Source organism: Roseateles sp. GW821-FHT09G03, assembly GCF_059416045.1.
The window spans coordinates 279,782-300,875 of sequence record NZ_JBWKOK010000007.1; the positions used below are offsets into that span (position 1 = coordinate 279,782).

Annotated in this window: 19 protein-coding genes; 9 read left to right on the forward strand and 10 right to left on the reverse strand. The window is 63.9% G+C overall.

Annotation, left to right across the window (positions count from 1 at the left end; all coding sequences use genetic code 11):
• Positions 1–416 precede the first annotated feature (416 nt).
• The 7 genes from AC07OZ_RS24230 to AC07OZ_RS24260 all read right to left on the reverse strand — a co-directional run bounded on the left by AC07OZ_RS24230 (position 417) and on the right by AC07OZ_RS24260 (position 9,544).
• Positions 417–1,178, reverse strand: coding sequence for a hypothetical protein (locus AC07OZ_RS24230; RefSeq protein WP_495469629.1), 762 nt, complete (start codon positions 1,176–1,178; stop codon positions 417–419).
• 1,131 nt (positions 1,179–2,309) lie between these two features.
• A complete protein-coding gene (locus tag AC07OZ_RS24235) occupies positions 2,310–3,644 on the reverse strand; it encodes an Nramp family divalent metal transporter (RefSeq protein ID WP_495469630.1) in 1,335 nt (444 codons plus the stop codon).
• Positions 3,644–4,405 (reverse strand): meso-2,3-butanediol dehydrogenase, encoded by a 762-nt coding sequence (budC, locus tag AC07OZ_RS24240; protein ID WP_495469631.1) that lies wholly within the window; start codon positions 4,403–4,405, stop codon positions 3,644–3,646. The genes AC07OZ_RS24235 and budC overlap by 1 nt, the downstream gene beginning before the upstream one ends.
• A gap of 174 nt (positions 4,406–4,579) precedes the next feature.
• Positions 4,580–5,683 (reverse strand): catalase family protein, encoded by a 1,104-nt coding sequence (locus AC07OZ_RS24245; RefSeq protein WP_495469632.1) that lies wholly within the window; start codon positions 5,681–5,683, stop codon positions 4,580–4,582.
• Positions 5,684–5,699: 16 nt separating this feature from the next.
• The gene (locus AC07OZ_RS24250; RefSeq protein WP_495469633.1) at positions 5,700–7,964 is read right to left on the reverse strand and encodes a xanthine dehydrogenase family protein molybdopterin-binding subunit; all 2,265 of its coding nucleotides are present in this window, start codon (positions 7,962–7,964) and stop codon (positions 5,700–5,702) included.
• A gap of 9 nt (positions 7,965–7,973) precedes the next feature.
• Positions 7,974–8,990: an FAD binding domain-containing protein gene (locus AC07OZ_RS24255; protein ID WP_495469634.1), complete on the reverse strand. Its 1,017-nt coding sequence runs from the start codon at positions 8,988–8,990 to the stop codon at positions 7,974–7,976.
• Positions 8,987–9,544 carry a (2Fe-2S)-binding protein gene (locus AC07OZ_RS24260; RefSeq protein ID WP_495469635.1) on the reverse strand — a complete coding sequence of 186 codons (558 nt, stop codon included), beginning with the start codon at positions 9,542–9,544 and terminating at the stop codon, positions 8,987–8,989. Before AC07OZ_RS24260 ends, AC07OZ_RS24255 begins: the two co-directional genes overlap by 4 nt.
• A 101-nt stretch (positions 9,545–9,645) precedes the next feature.
• On the opposite strand from AC07OZ_RS24260, the gene AC07OZ_RS24265 reads away from it, so the two are divergent.
• The 3 genes from AC07OZ_RS24265 to AC07OZ_RS24275 all read left to right on the forward strand — a co-directional run bounded on the left by AC07OZ_RS24265 (position 9,646) and on the right by AC07OZ_RS24275 (position 13,565).
• A complete protein-coding gene (locus tag AC07OZ_RS24265) occupies positions 9,646–11,145 on the forward strand; it encodes a molybdopterin-dependent oxidoreductase (RefSeq protein ID WP_495469636.1) in 1,500 nt (499 codons plus the stop codon).
• 118 nt (positions 11,146–11,263) lie between these two features.
• A complete protein-coding gene (locus tag AC07OZ_RS24270; RefSeq protein ID WP_495469637.1) occupies positions 11,264–13,057 on the forward strand; it encodes a YbhB/YbcL family Raf kinase inhibitor-like protein in 1,794 nt (597 codons plus the stop codon).
• A gap of 46 nt (positions 13,058–13,103) precedes the next feature.
• Positions 13,104–13,565, forward strand: coding sequence for a DUF421 domain-containing protein (locus AC07OZ_RS24275; protein ID WP_495469638.1), 462 nt, complete (start codon positions 13,104–13,106; stop codon positions 13,563–13,565).
• Between the two features lies 1 nt (position 13,566).
• Here the strand turns inward: AC07OZ_RS24275 and AC07OZ_RS24280 are convergent, their stop codons facing one another.
• Both AC07OZ_RS24280 and AC07OZ_RS24285 read right to left on the reverse strand, forming a co-directional pair.
• A complete protein-coding gene (locus tag AC07OZ_RS24280; protein WP_495469639.1) occupies positions 13,567–14,160 on the reverse strand; it encodes a cysteine hydrolase family protein in 594 nt (197 codons plus the stop codon).
• A gap of 32 nt (positions 14,161–14,192) precedes the next feature.
• Entirely contained in the window at positions 14,193–14,876 is a 684-nt protein-coding gene (locus tag AC07OZ_RS24285; protein ID WP_495469640.1) for a hemerythrin domain-containing protein, read from the reverse strand.
• 46 nt (positions 14,877–14,922) lie between these two features.
• Here AC07OZ_RS24285 and AC07OZ_RS24290 point away from each other — a divergent pair, with 46 nt between their 5' ends.
• The 3 genes from AC07OZ_RS24290 (at position 14,923) to AC07OZ_RS24300 (ending at position 17,599) form a co-directional block, all read left to right on the forward strand.
• The gene (locus tag AC07OZ_RS24290) at positions 14,923–15,504 is read left to right on the forward strand and encodes a DNA-3-methyladenine glycosylase (protein ID WP_495469641.1); all 582 of its coding nucleotides are present in this window, start codon (positions 14,923–14,925) and stop codon (positions 15,502–15,504) included.
• A 660-nt stretch (positions 15,505–16,164) separates the two neighbouring features.
• Entirely contained in the window at positions 16,165–16,944 is a 780-nt protein-coding gene (locus tag AC07OZ_RS24295; protein WP_495469642.1) for an SDR family NAD(P)-dependent oxidoreductase, read from the forward strand.
• Positions 16,945–17,014: 70 nt separating this feature from the next.
• Entirely contained in the window at positions 17,015–17,599 is a 585-nt protein-coding gene (locus tag AC07OZ_RS24300) for a TetR/AcrR family transcriptional regulator (protein WP_495469643.1), read from the forward strand.
• A gap of 17 nt (positions 17,600–17,616) precedes the next feature.
• Here AC07OZ_RS24300 and gcvA read toward each other — a convergent pair whose 3' ends face one another.
• Positions 17,617–18,540, reverse strand: a complete 924-nt coding sequence (gcvA, locus tag AC07OZ_RS24305; protein ID WP_495469644.1) for a transcriptional regulator GcvA — start codon at positions 18,538–18,540, stop codon at positions 17,617–17,619.
• 224 nt (positions 18,541–18,764) lie between these two features.
• On the opposite strand from gcvA, the gene AC07OZ_RS24310 reads away from it, so the two are divergent.
• The 3 genes from AC07OZ_RS24310 to AC07OZ_RS24320 all read left to right on the forward strand — a co-directional run bounded on the left by AC07OZ_RS24310 (position 18,765) and on the right by AC07OZ_RS24320 (position 21,082).
• Complete coding sequence (locus AC07OZ_RS24310; RefSeq protein WP_495469645.1) at positions 18,765–19,109, forward strand: carboxymuconolactone decarboxylase family protein; 345 nt, start codon at positions 18,765–18,767, stop codon at positions 19,107–19,109.
• 99 nt (positions 19,110–19,208) lie between these two features.
• Complete coding sequence (locus AC07OZ_RS24315; RefSeq protein WP_495469646.1) at positions 19,209–19,913, forward strand: cupin domain-containing protein; 705 nt, start codon at positions 19,209–19,211, stop codon at positions 19,911–19,913.
• Entirely contained in the window at positions 19,910–21,082 is a 1,173-nt protein-coding gene (locus AC07OZ_RS24320; protein WP_495469647.1) for a flavin monoamine oxidase family protein, read from the forward strand. The genes AC07OZ_RS24315 and AC07OZ_RS24320 overlap by 4 nt, the downstream gene beginning before the upstream one ends.
• Positions 21,083–21,094: the final 12 nt, after the last annotated feature.

A 21,094-nucleotide genomic window follows, 5' to 3' on the forward strand; every position in this document is an offset into this window, starting at 1 on the left:
TTGCCTCAGTTCCCACCTTCGAAGTCCGCGAGCACATCGTCAGGCAGGGGGGCGTTCAAGTCGTCGGGAACGATCAACCTGCCCTTAAGAAAGCCTAAACGGCGTTGCGGCGCGTAGAGTGCGCGTCTGCGCGGGTGAGTTTGGCCACGGCATGACCGGGCCGGCCGACCAGCACGGTCTCGTCCGTGGCCGCGCGTCGCACCAACTGCAGGAGCGTACGCTTCGATCGGCGCCTCTAAATCACTTTGGTTGCGCGCATGGGCCAATACTAGCTAATGCCTTCAGAGTGGGGTCGCCGGACGGGTGCCGCCTATCCACACTTTGTGAATGTTCGTCGCCGTCATGGATCGGCAAAGCTGAAACCACAGGACGCCGCGCATCCAGTTTACGCAAACAATCGCAGGACCATGGCGCCATCACGCCGAATGAATATCACGATCAGGCGCCTCAACTGGCACTATCAGCATGGCCGTCTTTCCAAGGTCCGACCGGGACTGGGCTAGGAAGGGCAAAGTAGAGCGCGACTGCATCAACTCGATCGCCTTCGCTCCTGCGAGCATCGGGAAGTAGCGATGGTTCGAGAACACCTCGGGCTCTTGTCCAACCGCGATGGACCCGAGTAGCTCCGCGTACTCACCGCCCTTCAAAACAGCCAAGGTGCTTGCGAAGGTCGGATCGATGATTTCGCCGGTCTCAAGTGTGAGCCAAGCGTGCAGGTTCATGCCGGCAGCTCCCCTTCGGGCGAGATGCTCAGGATGAATGCCGCCCTCGACCATGCCCTGCATCTCGTCCCACGTGGGGCCCCACACCTTCGTGTTGCCCATCCACAGTTGACCAATCGTTGGCCAGCACTCAAGTCCCAGCGCATTTGCAAAGTGAGGAGCGAGATAGTGAACCCACTTCACGCACTGCCCGGCGCTGGCGCGAAAGTCGTCTTCGGTGATCCGGTTGCTCAGGACGACTCCCTCCATCGAGGCGAGCAGTCGATCCGTGCTTGCTTGCGTGGGCCTAAGTGGTGGCAGATCGAGATCGGGACAGGCGGAACTACTGAACTTCGCACACACTGCAAAGGCGTCTAGGTAGAGGGGGATTTCCGATGCTCGCGCAGGATCTCGCGGAAGGTTACGCGAAGAGGCTGTCCGGGGCATCACGAAGCCCTTCAAGAGTTGTTTGAGCATGTTCTGTCGTTGAGTGACAAGGGGTAGTGCGCCAAAGGTGCATCTCATTAGACGTTATCGACCAGTTGAGGCGGCCTCAGGTTCAACTAGAGCTGTTCTCGGGCGATCTGCGGCCGAGGTAGGTGAGCGCCACGATCGGAGTGAAGCATCAATGCAGTTTCTGCATGCCCCCCGGCATCCAACACAATGAGACCGCCACCTTCCGGAGATGGCGGCCTGTCGGCCACGATCGATCTGTAGGTGACTCAACGCGCTGTTCAGTCTTCTAGACCTCGTGGCGTGACGCGACTCCCTCTGCATGGGGGGCCCCGCCAGCGACTTCCTGATGAAATGGCCAACCTTCAAGTTAACCAGCGGCTTAGTTCGAGTCACCGCAGGAGCAGGCTCCGCACGAGGCGCGATGCTCTCGGCATAACAGATACGTACGCGTATGCAGAGTTGATATTCCAAGCCATCTCTCCGAGCATCCAAGTGATTGGATCCTTGGCCAATTTTTGACCCAAGGAACCCGCCTATCGAAGGAGGCAGTGTTGACAACACCACATGAGCGCTTTCGCGCATTGGCACATCTTCCGCAGATGCTCAATCTCGCTGCCAACGATGAACTGTTGCCAGAGTCCATTCGTATCAAGGCCTCGGCGATCCTTAGCGTCGTTCCAGACGAGTCGAGACTACGAGAGCTAGTCCGCTCCGATCGCCAAGGGTTGCCTGAGGACACCGCAGATGCACTAGATCAAGCCATCAACTGGCTGCGTGAAGTGGGCGCGTCTGCCTCAATGACAGCCGAGCTCTTCAGATGGCTGATCTGGACGAACCGGCATTTCCCCCAAACGATCGACATCGAAATTCAGCGTGCCGCGGCTGGTCAGCCGCGGAGCCTTCTTTGGCCTCCCATCAGCGCATGGCTAGAACCATCGGACGGAAGCACAGCTTCGCCGACCGTCGGAATTCGGCCCTCTGCCGGAGCGCCCCAAGTACTCATTGGCCTGAAGATCAAGGGGGGAAGGCAGCCTTGACGCGCTGATCTGTGAGCAGCCATTCCAATAACGAATTCGAGCAGATGAAGGGCTTCTGCAGCCCAAAAGACCACCGGCCGCCGTGCAGCGGAGTGGATGCGGTCATCGACCCAGCCTAGCGACTGCCCTGGAACGTGCTGGAAGTCTGTAGCACGATCACCGCGATCGTGGCCGCGGCCATCGCCGCGGTGGCCAGCCAGCCCATCACGCGCCACAGCGGTGGCAGGCGCAGCTCGCCGACGATCTTGCGATGCGACGCCGCCACCATCACCGCGATCATGATGGGCACGGAGATCACGGCGTTCACGACCGCCGACCACACCAGCGCCTTGATCGGATTGAATCCCGACAGGCTGATCGCCAGACCGATCAGCATGGCAGCGCTGAGGATCAGGTAGAACGCCTTGGCGGAATGCGCCGGACGGTCGAGCCCGCGCCGCACGCCGGCGAGCGTGGCGACAGCATAGGCCGCCGATCCCGCGAGCACCGGCAGCGCGAGGAAGCCCGTGCCCACGATGCCGGCGGCGAACAGCACGAACGCGAAGTTCCCCGCGATCGGCTTGAGCGCCTGAGCGGCCTGCGCGGTGGTCTCGATGTCGCGCACGCCGTGGGCGTGCAGCGCCGCGGCGGTGGCGACGATCATGAAGAACGCGATCGTGTTGGAGAAGCCCATCCCGACCAGCGTGTCCGTGCGCAGCCGGCGGAACTGTTCAGTCGCCTGCTCCGGCGCGACGGCGAGCGGACGGTCCGCATCGATGCGGCGGATCTCCTCGGCTTCCTGGCTGGCCTGCCAGAAGAAGAGGTAGGGGCTGATCGTCGTTCCGAGGATGGCGACGACGGTGGTCGTGTACTCGCGGTCCCAGTGCATGGTCGGCATCACCAGCGACTTCAGCGCGAGCACCCAGTCCGCCTGCGCCGCGAAGCCGACGCCGACGTAGGCCAGCAGCGTGAGTGTCAGCCACTTCAGCAGCATCACGTAGCGCGCGTAGGGTAGCCAGATCTGCAGCAGCAGCGAGAGCAGCGCCATGGCCACGACGAACGCGCCCGGTGGTCCGCCCACGGCCAGGTGCATCGCGTCGCCCATCGCGCTGAGGTCGGCGCCGAGGTTGATGACGTTGGCGACCACCAGCAACGAGACGAGCGCGACGACCAGCCAACGCGGGCAGAGCTTGGAGAAGTTCTCGGTCAGTCCCTTGCCGGTGATGCGGCCGATGCGCGCGCTGGCGAGCTGGATGCCGACCATCAGCGGGAAGGTCACCAGGATCGTCCAGCCGACCGCGTAGCCGTACTGCGCGCCGGCCTGCGAGTAGGTGGCGATGCCGCTCGGATCGTCGTCGGCGGCGCCGGTGATCAGGCCGGGGCCGAGCTTGGTCCACCAGGGAGCGCTGACGGGAGCCGTGTCGGAGGGGTCCTCGTCGGACGGCGGTACCGCGTCGGGCACGGCAGCCATCACATCTTCGGTTGGCCGTTGGAAGCCATCACGCCGCCGTCGACAGGAAGGTTCACGCCGTTGACGAAGCGCGCATCGTCGCTGGCGAGGAACGCCACGACCGCGGCGATGTCGGCGGGCTCCGCCGGCCGGCCCAGCGGCACGCGTTCCATGAAGCGCGCAACGAGGTCCTTGTCCTCCAGCATCTCCTCGGTCATGCCGGTACGCGTGAGAGACGGTGCGACCGCATTGACCCGGACGCCCTGGCCCCCGAAGTCCAGCGCGAGCGAACGCGTGAGATTCACGACGCCGCCTTTGGCCGCGTTGTAGGCGCACATCCCCCAGTCGCCGGAGAGGCCGGAGACCGACGCGGTGTTGACGATGCAGCCCTTGCGCTTGAGCAACTCGGGCATCGCCGCGCGGCAGCCGTGGAAGACGCCGCTGAGATTGATGGCGAGGGTCTCGTTCCAGTCGTCCAGGGACACGGTGAGGGCGTCGCCTTCCGTCCCGATTCCCGCGTTGTTGACGATTACGTCCAGCCCGCCGAAGCGCTTCACCGCTGCGGCGACCAGCGACTCGACGTCCGCGTACTTCGAGACGTCCGCCGCCTGCGCCAGCGTGCGCTCCTCTGGCAGTTGCTTCGCGACCTGCTGGAGCTTGTCCTCATGCCGGGCGCAGATCACCACGTTGGCGCCTTCCTGCGAGAAGCGCTCGGCGACGCCGCGCCCGATACCCGACGACGCGCCGGTGACGATGACAGTCTTGTCCTTGAATCGTTCCATGCTGATCTCCTATGAATTGGTCAAGGAGAGGCAAGGTGAATGCCCGCCGCCAGAGCAGCGTCAAGACCCGGGCCGACGGCGTGACGTCAACCACCTAGGCCTCGAGGACGAGGCCAACCTGCTCACGCGTCACTGGGCAGGATGGCGCGATCGTCCAGCGCCATTCCATTTCGCTCAAATCGGCAGGCCCATCAAAGAGGTGGGCTCCTCCACAGGACGACCATTTCGAGCCGCACGGAACTCCGCCGATTTCTCGTACACGCTCTTGCGCGAGCGCATCACCCCGCCAACCGGTTGGTGTGCCACGAGCCCGCGCCAGGGACTGAAAAGCATGCCGTCGTCGACGGCGGTTGCGCGCGTCTCGGTCCACGCCGGCTGAGCTTGCACGGTGATCGTCGCCACGGTCACATACGGACTGTCCTCTTCGGACCACTCCGCCGAAGCGTCCTCGATCGGCATGGCCTCCAGGTCGCGACACAGCTGCACCTTGACCGCCCACTGACCGCCGTTCGCTTCGAAGAAGTCGACCACCGCCTGCCGGAGGCCGTCCGGCTTGTCCTTGAGGTCGACCTTCGCGTCGGTCAGCGCAGTCAGCCCGCTGGAGACCGGCACCACGGAGAGCTTCGCGATGTAGTCGCCGAAGCGCAGCGGCACCTGGCTGAAGTAGCTTTCGCCAAGCACGTTTGTCTCAGCATGACCGCCCAGCGACACGAGCGTGCCGCTCTTGCCACCGAAGGCCTCGACCACCTTCTCAACCGCCTGCAACGTGGCCGACAGCGCGATCTTCGCGCCTTCACCCTTGTCTGTGGTCTTAGCCAAGAGCTTCAGGTTCTGCAGAAACTTCTTCGGCGTTGGGACGGTGAACGCCGGTCCGTTGGCCAGCACGAAATTCTGGGTCGTACCCTGCCCGGACAACTGTGGACCGTCCACGTCCAGCACCTTGATCGCCAAGCCACGCGGCACCGACACCTTGTCGTCGAGGATGTCGCCGGGGTTGGTCGAGAAGCGCATCAGCACCGGATGACTTCCGGTGCCGGAAAACAGACCCTGCGCAAACTCGGGCGCCAGCCCCGGCTCGATCGTCATTTCTCCCACAAGGTAGCCATGGCTCTTGGCGTGGACGCTGCGCATCGCGTGACCACTGTTCTCGAACGTGGTCTGGCGAATCTTTCCCATTGTCTCGTTGAGTTCGGCGATGGTCTCGGCCTCGTCGTCGGGAATGGTTTCGACGTCGGGACTGAACGGGACAGGCGGCTTCAGGTGTTGGCTCAAGGTCATGCTCCTGGGTCGGTGTTCAAAGCAGCTTGTCGATCGTCACGGGAAGCGATCGCATGCGCTTGCCGGTCGCATGGAAGATCGCGTTCGCCACCGCGGCGGCCGTGCCGACGATGCCGATCTCGCCAAGGCCCTTCACGCCCAGCGGTGTCACCTCTGGATCCGGCTCGTCGACGAAGATCACTTCGATCGAGCCGATGTCCGCATTCACAGGCACGTGGTACTCGGCGAAGCTGTGGTTCATGAACCGGCCGAAGCGGTGGTCGGTCAGCGTCTCCTCATGCAGGGCCATGCCGATGCCCATCACCACGCCACCCAGGATCTGGCTGCGCGCAGTCTTGGGGTTGATGACGCGGCCCGCCGCCACGGCGCACACCACTCGCGTGATGCGTACGACGCCCAGTTCTTCGTCGACCTTGACCTCCGCAAACACCGCGCTGTGCGTGTTGCGCGATTTGCGCATCGTGCTGATCAGGTCCATCGGGCCTGGCTTGGCGGTCTCTTCGACTTCGAGGCGATCCTTGCCGGTGGCCGCAAGCGCCTCGGTCAGACTGACCTGCTTTGATGGGTCAGCCTTGAGTCGAATGACGCCGTCGCGGAACTCGACGTCATCGAATCCGGCGCCGTGAAGCACGCTGCCGTCCATCTTCGCTGCGGCCTTCAGCAGCTGCTTGGCCATCGATTCGCAAGCCAACTGCACTGCGGCGCCGGTAGACGCGGCGCCCCAGGATCCGCCTTCGACGGGCGCGGCCGACAGCTCGCTGTCGCCCAGCGTCGCCTTGATCTTCGACACCGGCACCCCGAGCGTCTCCGCGGCCACCTGGGTCATTACCGTGTAGGTGCCGGTACCGATGTCCGCGCCGGCATTGGCCACCTGCAGCGTGCCATCGGCCAGCAGCGTCACGGTGGCCGCCGTCTTCATGAACATCGCATCCCACATGCCGGTCGCCATGCCCCAGCCGACCAGCTCGTGGCCTTCTTTCGTGGCGCGCGGTGCGAGGGGTCTATCCTTCCAGCCGATCGCCGCCGAGCCGCGGTTGTACGCCTCCCGCAACGCCTTCGAGGTGTAGGGGGTGTCGTTCATCGCGTTCTTCTCGGCGTAGTTCAGCCGTCGGAATTCCAGCGGATCGATGCCGGCCTCGAAGGCCATCTCGTCCATCGCGATCTCGAACAAGGTCATGCCTGTGGCGGCGCCGGGCGCGCGCATGTCGCCGGGCGTGTAGGTATCGACCTCGGCCAGCGTGTACTCGCCGCTGGCGTTGTCACAGGCGTAGGCCATCAGTCCCCAATTGCACACGACCTCCATGTAGTGCTCGAAGCGCGAAGTCGGTGTGGTCGCGTCGTTGATGATGGCCTGCAAGCGGCCGTCATGATCCGTCGCGAGCGCCACGGTCTGCACCGCTTCCGGACGATGCACGTGGCTGAACATCTGCTGGCGAGTCAGTACCACGCGCACTGAGCGTTCAAGCTTCTTGGCCGCCAGCGTGGCGAGAAACACTTGGTACTGCGGCCGCAACCCCGAGCCGAACGCGCCGCCCACGTACGGGTTGAGCACGCGCACGTCCTTCTTCGAGAAGCCGAAGACCGATGCGAGGTAGCCCTGCACGTTTTGCGCGCCCTGGGTCTTGTCGTGGACCGTGATCTTGCCGTCGCCATGCCAGAACACGGTGGTGGCATGCATCTCCATCGGATTGTGATGATGGGTGCCCAGGTGGTACTCGGCCCGATGCTTGAGCGCCGCCTGCTCGTAGGCCACCGGCGCGTCGCCGCGCGACTTGGGGGCCTCGAAAGTGCTGCGCTTCTTCTTCGGCTCGAACTTGTCCTTCATCGCCACGCGCAGATCGGTGTTGTGCGGTTCTGCCTCGCAGTCGATGCGGACAAGGGCCGCAGCGTCCCGCGCCGCTTCGAGCGACTCAGCCACCACCAGGGCGAGTGGCTGCGCGCTGAACATGATCTTGTCGTCGTACAGCGCGCGAAAAGGCGAGCCGGGCACGGACACCATGTCGGCGTAGCTGTGGTCCAGCCACGCCAGGTGGGGACGGTTCTCATGCGTGATGACGTCGACCACGCCGGGAATGGCGCGGGCGGCGGCATCATCGATTGCGGTCACGCGCCCCTTGGCGATGGGACTGGAGACCACCCAGCCGTAAAGCAGGCCGGGCGTCGTGTACTCGGCGGCGTAACGCGCGGCCCCGCTGACTTTGACGTGTCCGTCGACGCGGCTGAGCGGATCGCCGATGTGACCTTTGTTGGTCTGGTTCGGAAGGAGGATGTCGGTGGTCATGGCGGCTCCTCAGCGAACACGCTTGTCGGTCTGCGATTGCGGCGTACCGTCGGCCGCCTGCTTCAACGCCCTCATGATGGCTCGCCGGGCGAGTTCGATCTTGAAGTCGTTGCCGCCCTGGCCCACCGCGCCTTTCAGCAAGGTCTCGGCGGCGGCGCGGAATATCCCTTCGGAAGGCGCGGCGCCCTGAAGCAGCGTCTCCGCTTCGGCGCTTCGCCACGGCTTGTGCGCCACCCCTCCCAGCGCCACCCGCGCGTCTCCGATGGTCCCGTCGTCTTCCAGTGTCAGACCCACGGCCACCGATACGAGCGCGAACGCGTACGACAGCCGGTCGCGCAGCTTCAGATACGTGTAGTGATCCGCGAACCCTTCGGCAGGCAGGTCGATCGCGGTGACGAGCTCCCCGGGTGCCAGCGTGTTGTCGCGCTCCGGTGCGTCGCCTGGCAGGCGGTGGTAGTCGCTCAACGGGATGGTTCGTTCCCCGGCCGGGCCGGTAACCTGAACTTCGGCCTCAAGAGCCGCGAGCGCAACGCACAAGTCGGAAGGATGCGTGGCGATGCAGTGATTGCTCGCGCCCAGGATCGCATGGATGCGTGTGACGCCGCCGATGGCGCTGCAGCCGCTGCCCGGCTCGCGCTTGTTGCAGGGCGTCGCCGTGTCGTAGAAGTAGTAGCAGCGCGTGCGCTGGTTGAGGTTGCCGCCGTTGGTGGCGACGTTGCGCAGCTGCGGGCTGGCACCGGCCAGGATGGCCGAGGCGAGCAACGGGTAGCGCGACTGCACCCGCGCGTCGTACGCCGTATCGGCGTTCGTGGCGAGAGCGCCCAACCGCAGACCGCCGTCGTCACGGTCCTCGATGTCCTTGAGCGCGAGCCGATTGATGTCGACGACGTGCAGCGGCCGCTCCACGTTCTCCTTCATCAGGTCGACCAGGTTCGTGCCGCCGGCGAGGAATCGGGTGCGCTCGGCAGCCCCGGCGCGAACGGCTTCGGCCACGTCCGTTGCGCGCGCGTAGTCGAAGCGGATCATGGCGCGGCCTTCCGTGGCTGTGACTGTGGCTGCGGCCGCAGCTGCATCACATCGACGATGGCGTCTGTGATGTTGGAGTAGGCGCCGCAGCGGCACAGATTGCCGCTCATCAGCTCCCGTACGTCGTCGCGACACTGCGCGCGGCCTTCGCTGATCAGCGCACGTGCGGAGCAGATCTGGCCCGGCGTGCAGTAGCCGCATTGGAAGGCGTCATGGTCGATGAAAGCCTGCTGCAAGGGGTCGAGCGTGCCGTCCGCCGCCGCCAGGCCCTCGATCGTGGTGATCTTTGCGCCGTCCGCGACCACCGCCAGCATCAGGCAGCTGTTCACGCGCTTGCCTTCGAGCAGCACGGTGCAGGCGCCGCATTGGCCGTGGTCGCAGCCCTTCTTGACGCCGGTCAGGTCCGCATGCTCGCGCAGCAGGTCCAGCAGCGTGACCCAGGGATCGATCTCGATGTCGAACGGGCGGCCGTTCAGCTCAAGCCGGATCGGGATGCGTGCGCCGGTGGATGCCGGTCCTGCCTGGCTGACCACGGGGTCGGCTTGGGTTTGCATACGTGCTCTCCAAATGGACGTCGGACCCTGTTGGCAAGACCGCCTCCCGCCTTCCAATGTGCCGCTGGCGTTCTGGGCATGTGCTCTGCCAAGCCGTGAGCATGCAGAACGAACACCGCACCTCGGCACACCCCACCGACATCGACGAACCACCACCCAGCAGCGGCGGTTGGGGCTCTCTGAAGGCCGTCACGAAAATCCTGGCGCAGGAGGGAGTTCCGGTTACCGGTGCCGCGGCGTTGCTGAAGCAGAACAAGGCCGACGGCTTCATGTGCGTCAGTTGTGCGTGGGCCAAGCCGAGGTCCCCGCACGCCGCCGAATTCTGCGAGAACGGCGCCAAGGCCACGGCGTGGGAGATGACGAACAAACGCCGGCCGCCGGCCTTCTTCGCCCAGCACACCCTGACTGAGCTCGAAGGCTGGTCCGATCACGAGCTGGAAGCCGGGGGGCGGCTCACCGCGCCCCTGCGCTACGACGCCGCGTCGGATCGCTATGTAGAGGTCGGATGGGACGAAGCGTTTGCGGAAATCGGCTCGGAACTGAGGCGGCTGTCTCCGGAGTCGGCGGTGTTCTATGCCTCCGGCCGAGCTTCGCTGGAAGCGTCCTACCTGTACCAGCTGTTCGCGAGGGTCTACGGCCACAACAACCTGCCCGACAGCTCGAACATGTGCCATGAGAGCACCTCCGTCGGCCTGCCGAAGACCATCGGTTCGCCTGTGGGCACGGTCTACCTCGAAGACTTCGCGCAGACGGAGGCGATCTTCTTCTTCGGACAGAACGTCGGCGTGAACAGCCCGCGGATGCTGCACGACCTGCAAGACGCCCGCCGCCGCGACGTGCCCATCGTCACCTTCAATCCGCTGCGCGAAAGCGGCCTGGTCGCCTTCGATAACCCGCAGTCTCCGCGCGACATGCTGCTGCCGGGTCACACGCAGATCAGCACGCAGTACCTGCAGCTGCGCCCGGGCGGAGACCTGGCGGCGATCTCCGGGCTGTGCAAGGTGCTGATCGAGTCGGACGACGAGGCCGTTGCCGGGGGTCATCCACGCGTGCTCGACGCCGGGTTTATTGCCGAGCACACGCACAACTTCGACGACTTCGCCGCCAGCATGAGGGCGATGACGTGGGAAGACATCGAGCTCGAGTCAGGCCTGGCTCGTGCGGATCTGGAGCAGGCGGCCGGCACGTACGCCAATGTCAAGGCTGTCATCGCCGTCTACGGCATGGGACTGACGCAGCACCGCGAGGGCGTGCTCAATGTGCAGATGGTGTCCAACCTGTTGCTCCTACGCGGCAACATCGGCAAGCCCGGCGCAGGCATCTGCCCGGTCCGCGGGCATTCAAATGTGCAGGGCCAGCGTACCGTCGGCATGGTGCTGCTAGACCTGGACATGCCAGAGGTGAGCGGCTTCGAGATCGCGGCATGCATTCGCGCGTTAGCGCAGCCTGAGAACCCCAAACTCGTCGCGCTCACCGGGCGTGGAAGCGATGCAGATCGCGTGCTGACTTCGGCCGCAGGCTTCGACCTTCACGTGCGCAAGCCCATCGCCTGCGAGCAATTGAGGCAGCTTGGCGAGTGGGCTTACCGAAAGTCGGCATGACGATGCATGCGCTAGGGCGCCGTGCATCTCCAGCGTCTTGCCTTCGCAGGAACGCAGCCTGCCGTTTTGTTGCCTCCCTTCGCCACACCTCTGCCACCTACTTCAGACGGATGCCAATATGACTTCGAATTCACGCGCACTCCTGCTTCTGGTCGGCGCCGTCATGTCCCTGAGTGCCAGGGCACAGCAGGGAGATGGGACCGACGTCCCCATCCGAACTCATGTCTTCAAACCCGACAAGGTGGAAGCCACGGAGGCTCGTGTAGCGAGCCTCAAGGCGCCACGCGGCTTCAAGGTTTCCGTCTTTGCACGCAACCTCAAGAACGCGCGGATCATCGCGGTCGCACCGGACGGGCGTATCTACGTCAGCCGGCGCGACACCGGCGACGTCGTCATGCTGGAGGATAGAGACGGCGATGGCGTGGCAGACGGTCCGGCGGTCAAGGTGCTCGATCGCGCGGGCGCGCATGGCTTGGCCATCCATGAAGGGAGGCTGTACGTGGCGACGGTCAAGGAGATCTTCATGGCCCCCCTGCTAGCGGACGGCCGAGTCGGCGATCTCAAGTTGATCGTCGGAGACCTCCCGGACTCAGGGCAGCATCCGAACCGGACCATCGGGTTCGGGCCGGACGGCATGCTCTACATCACCGCGGGCTCGACCTGCAATGCGTGCAATGAGAGTAACCCCGAGAATGCGACGATCCTGCGGGCCTCGCCGGATGGCCAGAGCCGCGTGATCGTGGCCAGCGGCCTGCGCAACACGATCGGTTTCGACTGGCATCCCGCTACCGGCGAGCTATGGGGCATGGACCACGGCATCGACTTCCTGGGCGACGAGGTGCAGCCCGAGGAACTCAACCGCATCGAACAGGGCAAGCGCTACGGTTGGCCGCATGTCTGGGGCGACGGCGGCATCAATCCGCAGAGCACTCCAGCAGGCGAAGTCACCAAGGCCCAGTGGAAGGCGGACAGCGTTCCGATGGTGTTGGGCTACAAGGCTCACGCGGCGCCGATGCAGATGATCTTCGCCAAAGGCGGCGGCCGTTTCCCCGCCGAATTCGCGGGCGACGCCTTCGTGACCATGCGCGGCTCGTGGAACCGCAAGGAAGCTTCAGGCTATGAGATCGTTCGTGTCCGATTCGCGGATGGCAAGCCCCAGCGCTTTGAGCCCTTCGTCACGGGGTTCCTGACCGACCGGGGCCGCACCCACATTGCGCGTCCGGTCGGACTGGCATGGGCCAAGGACGGAGCGATGCTGATGGCCGATGATGCAAACGGCGTCATCTACCGCGTGGCTTACGAGGGAAGCGCCGCGCCTGCGCCGGCGATGAAAACTCCTGCGGACGAGATGAAGCGTCAGGCGCAGCGCGGAATCGGCGTTCCTCTCGCAAGGGATCGCGCCGAAACGGCGTCGAGGGGTTCATCCTCCATCGAACTCACATCGTCCTCATTCGCTCCGAACGCAGCCATTCCTTCGAAGCACAGTGAGTACGCGGACGGCGTGTCGCCGGCGCTGACCTGGAAAGCCGTGCCGGGCGCGAGGAGCTACGTCCTGATCGTCGAAGACCCCGACGCCAAGCCGATCACGCCGTTCGTCCATTGGGTCGCCTGGAACATCCCAGCCGACGTGACCGCGTTGCCCGAGGGTCTGCAGGAGCAGGAACGGCTCACCGAGCCCCCGGGTTTGATGCAAGGGGCCACCAGCCGTGGCTCCGTCGGCTACTACGGCCCTCGGCCTCCCGTTGGGGATCCTCCGCATCACTACCACTTCCAGCTCCTTGCGCTTGACACGCTGCTCCAGCTTCCCTTGGGAGCAAGTCGCGACGACGTGCTGGCCGCCGCGAAGGGGCATGTCCTCGGAAAGGGCGAGCTGATCGGTACGTATCGCCAGGAGATCAAGCCTCCCAAGTAACCGCTGACTCCCGCCCAGCACCGGGGATGGAACACTGGAGCCGACGATGTTTGAACTGCACATTGCATGGTGGGAACTGTTGACTCGCGCCGCGCTCATCTACCTGGCCCTGCTGGTGATGGTCAGGCTGTCGGGCAAGCGGACCATCGGGCAGTTCACCCCGTTCGATCTGCTAGTGGTGATGCTCCTCAGCGAAGCTGTCAGCAACGGACTGAGCGGCGGGGAGGACTCCGTCGCGGGCGCCTGGATCCTGGCTGCCACCCTGATTGCGATGAACGCCTTCATCGGTTTCTTGGGATCACGAAGCAAGCGCTTGGAAGGGTGGCTTGAAGGCTCCCCGGTACTCATCGGTCGCGACGGGACTTGGTTCGACAGAGAGCTTCGGCGTCACCGAATCGGCACCGCGGATGTCGAGAAGGCACTCCGCGAAGCGGACTGCGATCTGGAAGAGATGCACATGGGCGTGCTTGAAAGCGACGGCAGCATCAGCATCCTCAAGCGCAAGTAGATCAAGCCCGCGAAGGCCTCACGCGCGCCTTGAGCACGTCTTTCATCCAGGCAAGCGCGCCCTCTTTGCGCGCTGCCGACTCTGCCGCGGTGCAGTCGCTGGGCACCGCGACGCGATAGCCTCGCACGTAGGCGTCCATCGCCGTGCACTTCACGCAGTAGTCCGTCGCCAGGCCGGTGATGATCAGGTCCTTCGCGCCAAGCTGATCCAGGAGGAGATCCAGTGGCGTGGCGTAAAAGCCGGAATGTCGGGGCTTGAGGATCATCAGGTCCACCCCGGATGGCGCAAGCAGACGGGCAAGCTCCGCCGCAGCGCCGCCCATCCTCTTGCACTCCGTCAACAAGGTGCTGACGTCCGAACGCCATTGCCCGAAGTTGTCGTTGACGTAGATGACGCAGGCGCCGTCGTGGTGAAACTGCTTCTTCAGACGCGCCGTGGCCCTCGCGGCTTCCACGGCGGCCTCAGCAATGTCTTCCGCCCCGTCGAAGGCCAATGGGTTTATGAAATCGACCAGCAAGAGCACCTTGCGGGAGCGGGGCATCCCCGTGCCGCTGGCGACCTGGTGGTCGATCTCGCGATTCGCCGCCGGCGCCATGGCCAGACTCCCCACCGGTACCGCGACGTGTCTCAGTGCGACGTCGGATATTGAGCCAGCAACTCGTCCTTGCGGCTCTGGAGGCGTTGCCCCAATTCCACCAGATCAAGTTTCGACTCCTTCGCCTTGGGGAACATCTCGTTCTGCTCTTCCTTCACGTGATGCTTCACCCATTCGCTCATGACCTTGACCTTGGCGTCATAGTCCTCGCCATAGGGCTCGACGCCTTCGACGGCGGCGATCAAGTCCTTGACGCTCTGATGCTCGACCTTGGCCTCCGGAACGAGTTCCTTGTCGCGCAGTGCAGCTTGCACCTCGGGATAGAAGATCTCCTCCTCCACCTGGGCGTGGACGGTAAGTTCCTGGCAGATTTGCGCAACCAGCTGGCGCTTCTTGGCGGTCGATCGCGCCTTCTCGAACTGGTCGAAGAGTTCGCTGACCTTCTTGTGGTCGGCACGAAGCAACGACACGGCGTCCGGCGTGCGCGGCGAAGCCTTCGTCGAGGATTTGCGGACGGCGGTGCTTCGGGCAGTGGTGGTAGAAGGCATCTTGACTCCTGGCGATGGCTGGAAGGGAACACGAGATGAAGCGAGATGCTCAGACGTGCCTTGAGCGATCAGGCCGAAAGCCAACTGGCAATATCCGAGCCTGAGGAGTTTGAGGCGTATCGGAACGGCATGCGCAATCGCTCTGCCATCTGCCATCGCAACCGCCATGTCCATCTCGTCTTAAGCTCCGCAGCACCCCACGTCACAGGTTGCTATGAGTTCGACACGACCCCGCCTCCGCTGTGCCGACCTCGTCAACTTTTCGGCGCCACCGGTCGCTGTGGCGCAGGCCTTGATTGGGTGCACACTTTTGGTCGACGGTATTGGCGGGCGCATCGTCGAAACTGAAGCGTACGACGTTGATGACGAGGCGTCACATAGCTTTCGCGGGATGACACCGCGCAACGGAGCCATGTTCGGGCCGCCGGGCACCACGTACGTGTACCGGTCGTATGGGCTGCACTGGTGCTTCAATATCGTGTGCCGAAAAGCTGGGCATGGCGCGGCCGTACTCCTCCGGGCCATTGAACCGACGCACGGTATCGAGGTCATGCGAGCCAGACGCCGTGTTGAGAGTCTGCGCAACCTTTGCTCGGGTCCTGGAAAGCTGGCACAGGCCTTGGGCATCACTGGCGCGTTGGACCATCGGCGGATTGACGAGCCGCCGTTCGTCCTCGTGCCTCCAGACGTTGCGTCAGTTGTCAACTGCGGCGCGCGCATCGGCATCTCAAAAGCGCAGCACCTCCCGTGGCGTTTCACGCTCTCGGAGTCGGACTTCCTCAGTAAGAAGCTCTGAACTGCATCCCGCCAAAGGCATGATTTTCGGCTTCGAGATTTCGCCTAACGTCGAAGCCAAGTCCAGTCCGGCGATGGCCGCTATCGCCCCAGGACTGAATCCGTTCAGGACAGATGCGTACCCGCTGCACTGTCGGGATCGCAGCAATCGCACGGCAGCTGAAAGTTGCTTCAGGCCAACTGACCCGGCTCGATGAGCGCGTCGCCTTCGTCACTCGTTCCGAGTGAAGAGTACGGCTCTGGGGGACGTTTGCGGATGGCCTCGGACTCTCCTGAACCTGGGCCGTGTCCGCGCGCTGCTCGTCCAAGTGGCTAGGCGATGTGAGCGTCGCAAGAAGTCGACCCTGCCGGTTGATCTCAGCTTCGTGTTGCGAAGAGATGCGGCGGCGAGGCGCTGGACGCGCCGGCAGCGCGAACAAGTTGAGGAACGTGGGCAATGTCGCCAAGACTCGGCGCTGCCAGAGACTCCCCTCGCTGCGCTTGGTCGCTCAGATTCGCCCCGCTAGCGAGCGGGTCTCACCGCGCGGCGCTCGACATCCGTTTAATCAGAACTTCATAATACCTACCGATTAGTCGGTTTGTCGACTGACAGAGCATGAGGCTGCGGCCTTCATTTATTTTTTCACGTATACCTACAAACTAGTAGGTTTGGAGTCTGATGATGAGCAAGACGTTCGAAGGCAAGAAGGTTCTGGTGGTCGGCGGCACGAGCGGCATGGGCCTCGAATCGGCACGCGTGGTCCTTGAACAAGGAGGCAGCGCAGTAATCGTTGGTCACCACCAAGACAAGAGCGAACAGGCTCGCCGGGAGCTGGCAATCCTGGGCCAAGTCGCCGCGATCACGGCCGATCTGACGACGGACGCCGGCGTGCAAGCCCTGTTGGCGGAGATCGACGCCGGTCACAAGGACATCGACTTGATCGTGAACGCCGCGGGCGTGTTCTTCCCGAAGCCGTTCTTGGAGCACACAGGCAGCGACTACGACATGTACCAAAACTTCAACCGCGCGTTCTTCTTCGTGACGCAGCGTGTCGTGAAGCACATGGTGGCGGCCGGCCGCAAGGGTGCCATCGTCAACATCGGCTCGATGTGGGCCAAGCAATCCATCCAGGCGACGCCTTCGTCGGCCTACTCCATGGCGAAGGCCGGCCTGCACTCGTTGACCCAGCATCTGGCGATGGAGCTGTCGCAGTACGGCATCCGAGTCAACGCGGTGTCGCCTGCAGTCGTGCAGACGCCGATCTACGAAGGCTTCATCCCGAAGGAGCAGGTCCACGGCGCGCTGCAGGGTTTCAATAGCTTCCACCCGATCGGGCGGGTGGGCACGCCGCGCGACGTCGCCGAGACAATCTCCTTCCTTCTCTCGGACAAGGCGGACTGGGTCACCGGCGCCGTGTGGGATGTGGATGGCGGTGTGATGGCGGGCCGCAACCAGGCTTGAGGCAGCCAAGTGTCCCACGCGCTCCGGCACAATGCCAACTCGAAAATTGTCCTACGGATCTCTCGCCACCATGAAGCACTTCGCTGACCTGACCCCTGCAGCTGAACGCATCGTCGATGCCGCGCAGGATCTCGTGCAGCACCTCGGCTTCAACGGCGTCTCTTTCGAGCACATTTCGCAGCGCGTGGACCTGCGCAAACCGAGCATTCATCATCATTTCAAGACCAAGCTCGAGCTGGTGATGGTGATGACGCAACGCTACATCCACCGCTACAACGAGCAGCTGGTGCAGATCGAGCGCAGCCATCGAAGTGCTGTCGAGCGGCTAAAGGCACATGCCGAGATATTCGGCAGAACGTTCGCGGAGGACCGGCGGCTTTGCATCTGCGGCATGTTGGGCGCGGAGGCCGACTCCCTCCCCGATGAGCTCAGGGCCGAGGTACGTCGATTCTTCGATATCAATCGGGAATGGCTTGAGCGCGTCATCGCTGGCGGGCACGACAAGGACCAACTTCGCAAGGGGCAGTCAGCCAAGAGCCTCGCGGCGCTGTGGATCAGCGCCATGGAAGGATCGATGCTGGTGGGTCGGGGGGCGATGGGAGGCGTTCAGCCGAGTGGGGTGGCAGCTGCTTTGCTGGAGACCTTAAAGGTCTGACGCCACCCACTTCGCCGTCACTTTCTCTTCCGTGCGCCTTTCGCTTCAGACAGAAGCCAATCCCGGAAGGCCTGCAAGCGAGGTGAGGCTGCGCATTCAGGCCGATAGACGACAAAGTACGCCAAAGCCGAACTGCAGGTGACGTCGGGGAACAGGCGCACCAAGCGGCCCGCGACCAGATCGTCTTGGGCCATGACGCTGCGGGCCAACGCTACGCCGTGCCCTTCGCTGGCCGCCTGTATTACCGCGGCGGAGTTGTTGATGCGCAAGCCTCGTTTTCGCGAGGTCGCAGACACGCCTGTCAGCCTGAGCCAATCGTCCCAAGACAGGGCACCGTCGATGCCTTCGAGCGACAGATCGTGAATCAACGCCGAACCTGACAAGTCGTGAGGGCCCTCCAAGGGATGCTGGCGCAAGTACTCAGGCGAGCACACCGGATACATCTCCTCGCCCATGAGCTTCTCCGAGGTCAGGCCTGACCAAGCGCCTGCCCCGTAGCGCACCCCGATATCGATGCCTTGCGCCAGGAAGTCGACGGACTTGTGACTGGTCTCGAGACGGACATCGGTGTCTGGCCACGCCGCTTGGAACCTCTCTATGCGAGGCAGCAGCCACTTGGCGGCAAAGGCGGGGCTGACCGTCACCGTCAGCACGCCCGAATGCGATGCATCCCGCAGCACCTCCATGCCCAGAGCAAGCTTGTCAAAGCCGGCCTGAATGTCCGGAAGCGCGCGGCGAGCCGCATCCGTCAGCACAAGCCTTGCGCGCCCGCTCGTCGCGCGCAGGAACAGCGGAGTTCCCAACAAGTCTTCAAGACCTCGCACCAGTTGACCGACGGCCGCTGGGGTCACGTTCAGCTCCGCGCTTGCAGCGGCGAAGCTCCCATGCCGCGCGGCCGCCTCGAAGGCCTTCAGAGCGTTCAGGAAGATTGGGGACTTCATCTCTTGCAGATAGTTTTTCTTTTGAATTAGCAAAGATTAACAGCTTTGCGGCTTTCGCTCATCGCAATGAAGATGACGTACATCGCAGGAGGCAGGCCAACGGGCTGCTACAGCCTCTCCGAATCCCACAGCCTGCCGTGTAGTTTTTCTATGCACGAATCCAGGCACTCTACTGACCGGCGCGACGCGGATATGCGCGCGAAGACTTGAAAGCGAACACCACCATGATGCAAGACTGGAACTCCTACCGGACCGATCTCCTGAGCAAGGTTGGCGACTACGCCAAGCTGAGCCCCGACGTGATGAAGGGCCTGCAGACCATGGACGGCGGCGCCCAAAAGACCGGGCATCTGGAGCCGAAGATGCATGAATTGATCGCGCTGGCCGTGGCCGTGACGACACGCTGCGACGGGTGTATCGCGGTCCACACCAAGGCCGCCGTGTCCCACGGTGCCACGCGCGAAGAAATTGCGGAAGCCCTGGGCGTGGCGATTGCGCTCAACGCCGGCGCGGCCCTGACCTACACCGCGCGCGTGCTGGAAGCGCATGACGCGCTGGCGTATCGCTGAGACGCCACCGTCGACACATCAGCCATCGCTTGAGCACCGCGTTCCACCGCCGACGTCGTCGGCTGTGGTCGGTGCGCCCTGCCGACATCGGAGCAACGCATGCTCGTGAATCCTGACTTCGATCAACCAGCGCTCGTCACGCCGGACAAGCACCGTTGGACACCATCTCCGCAACGAGGCGTATCGCGGGTGATGCTGGACCGGGTAGGTGCGGAACGCGCGCGCGCAACCAGTCTCGTGCGGTACGCCAAGGCTTCGGACTTTCCGAAGCACCAGCATCCGGGTGGCGAAGAGATCCTCGTGCTGGAGGGCACCTTCTCGGATGAGACCGGTGACTACCCCGCGGGTTGGTATCTTCGCAACCCGCCAGGTTCGGCCCATCAGCCGCGCAGCGTGGATGGTGCCCTGATCCTGGTCAAGCTCTGGCAGATGGCATCGGCCGATGACGAGACCGTCCGTATCGACACGCGCGATCCCAGCCGCTGGACTCACGCAGTAGACCGCTCCGCCTGTGCGCTGTATCGGCGCGGCGAGGAGTGCGTGAACCTCATCGAGCTTGCCACTCAGAGCGCCTTGCTTCCAGAGCCGGTCCCAGGCGCGGAGATCTTCGTCCTCAAGGGCACGCTACTGATGGGGAGCCAGCCTCTTCCTCCCCAGACTTGGCTTCGCTTGCCAGCCGGCGTGTACGCCGACCTTCGTGCGGGCCAGGACGGCCTCCTTGCCTATCTCAAGACCGGGCCTATCCCCAATACGGATGGCTCGATTGACGAGCTGCCTTCTAGAGGCACGGAGGTCAAGCCATGACGCACACACCAGTCGCTATCGTCGGCGGCGGCCTGGCGGGCCTGTTCGCGGCCCGACAACTCGAACGTCTGGGCATCGACTACTTGCTCCTTGAGGCTCGGGACACTGTCGGCGGGCGGATCCTGTCCCGGACAGCGCCGGCGCTGCCCTTGCGATCACCTCACAGCCTAGAAAGCGGACCCGGCGCCAAGGATCGCTTCGACCTTGGAGCGACCTGGTACTGGCCCACGCTTCAGCCACAGCTCCATCAGCTGATTCAGGAACTGGGCCTCGGCTCGTTCGCTCAACCCGATCGGGGCGTCTGGCTCCTTGAGCGCTCGCGCCAGGTCCCGCCCGTTCGCGTGGGCGGCTACCCGTCGTCGCCCGCCTCGATGCGACTGCTGGGCGGCATGGCGTCTTTGACGGATGCTCTGGCCTCGCAACTAGACCCGGACCGGGTGTTGACTGGTCATTCGGTGTCGCGACTGAAGTCCCAGCAAGACGGCGTGCAGCTGCAGATTTCCGCGCGTGGCCAGGCGATGGACGTGATCGCTGATCGGGTCATCCTGGCCGTGCCGCCGCGGATGGCGGCCGCATCGATTGACTTCTTTCCCCCGCTACCTACGCAACTGGAGCAAGCGTGGCTGAACACGCCAACGTGGATGGCACCTCACGCGAAGTACATGGCCGTATTCGACACACCGTTCTGGCAGGAAGACGGTTTGGCGGGATCGGCGCAGAGCATGGTGGGGCCGATGGGGGAGATCCATGATGCATCCATGCCGGGGGGAAGTGCGGCGCTCTTCGGCTTCGTCGGACTGCCCGCCCAGGTGCGTAACAAGGTCGGCCAGCATTACGTTGTCGAGGCCTGCCGGGCTCAGTTGGTTCGCCTCTTCGGCTCGCGCGCAGCTCAGCCACGCGTCGAGTGGCTGCAGGACTGGACGCGGGAGAAGTTCACAGCGACTGCTGACGACGATACGGCGCAGGGTCACTCCGGGGCTCCCGCTTCAGTCGCCGACGCAGGTGTCTGGCACCGAAAGATCGTTGGCGCGGCGAGCGAATGGTCGCCGGAGTTCTCCGGCTACATCGCCGGCGCCGTCGACGCGGCCGACCGGGCCGTGCGCTTGATCCTGAGTTCAGAAGACTCCGTCTTGTCATCCCTCCTCGCTTCGAGGGAGCAGCAGGCGTGAGCGAATACGACT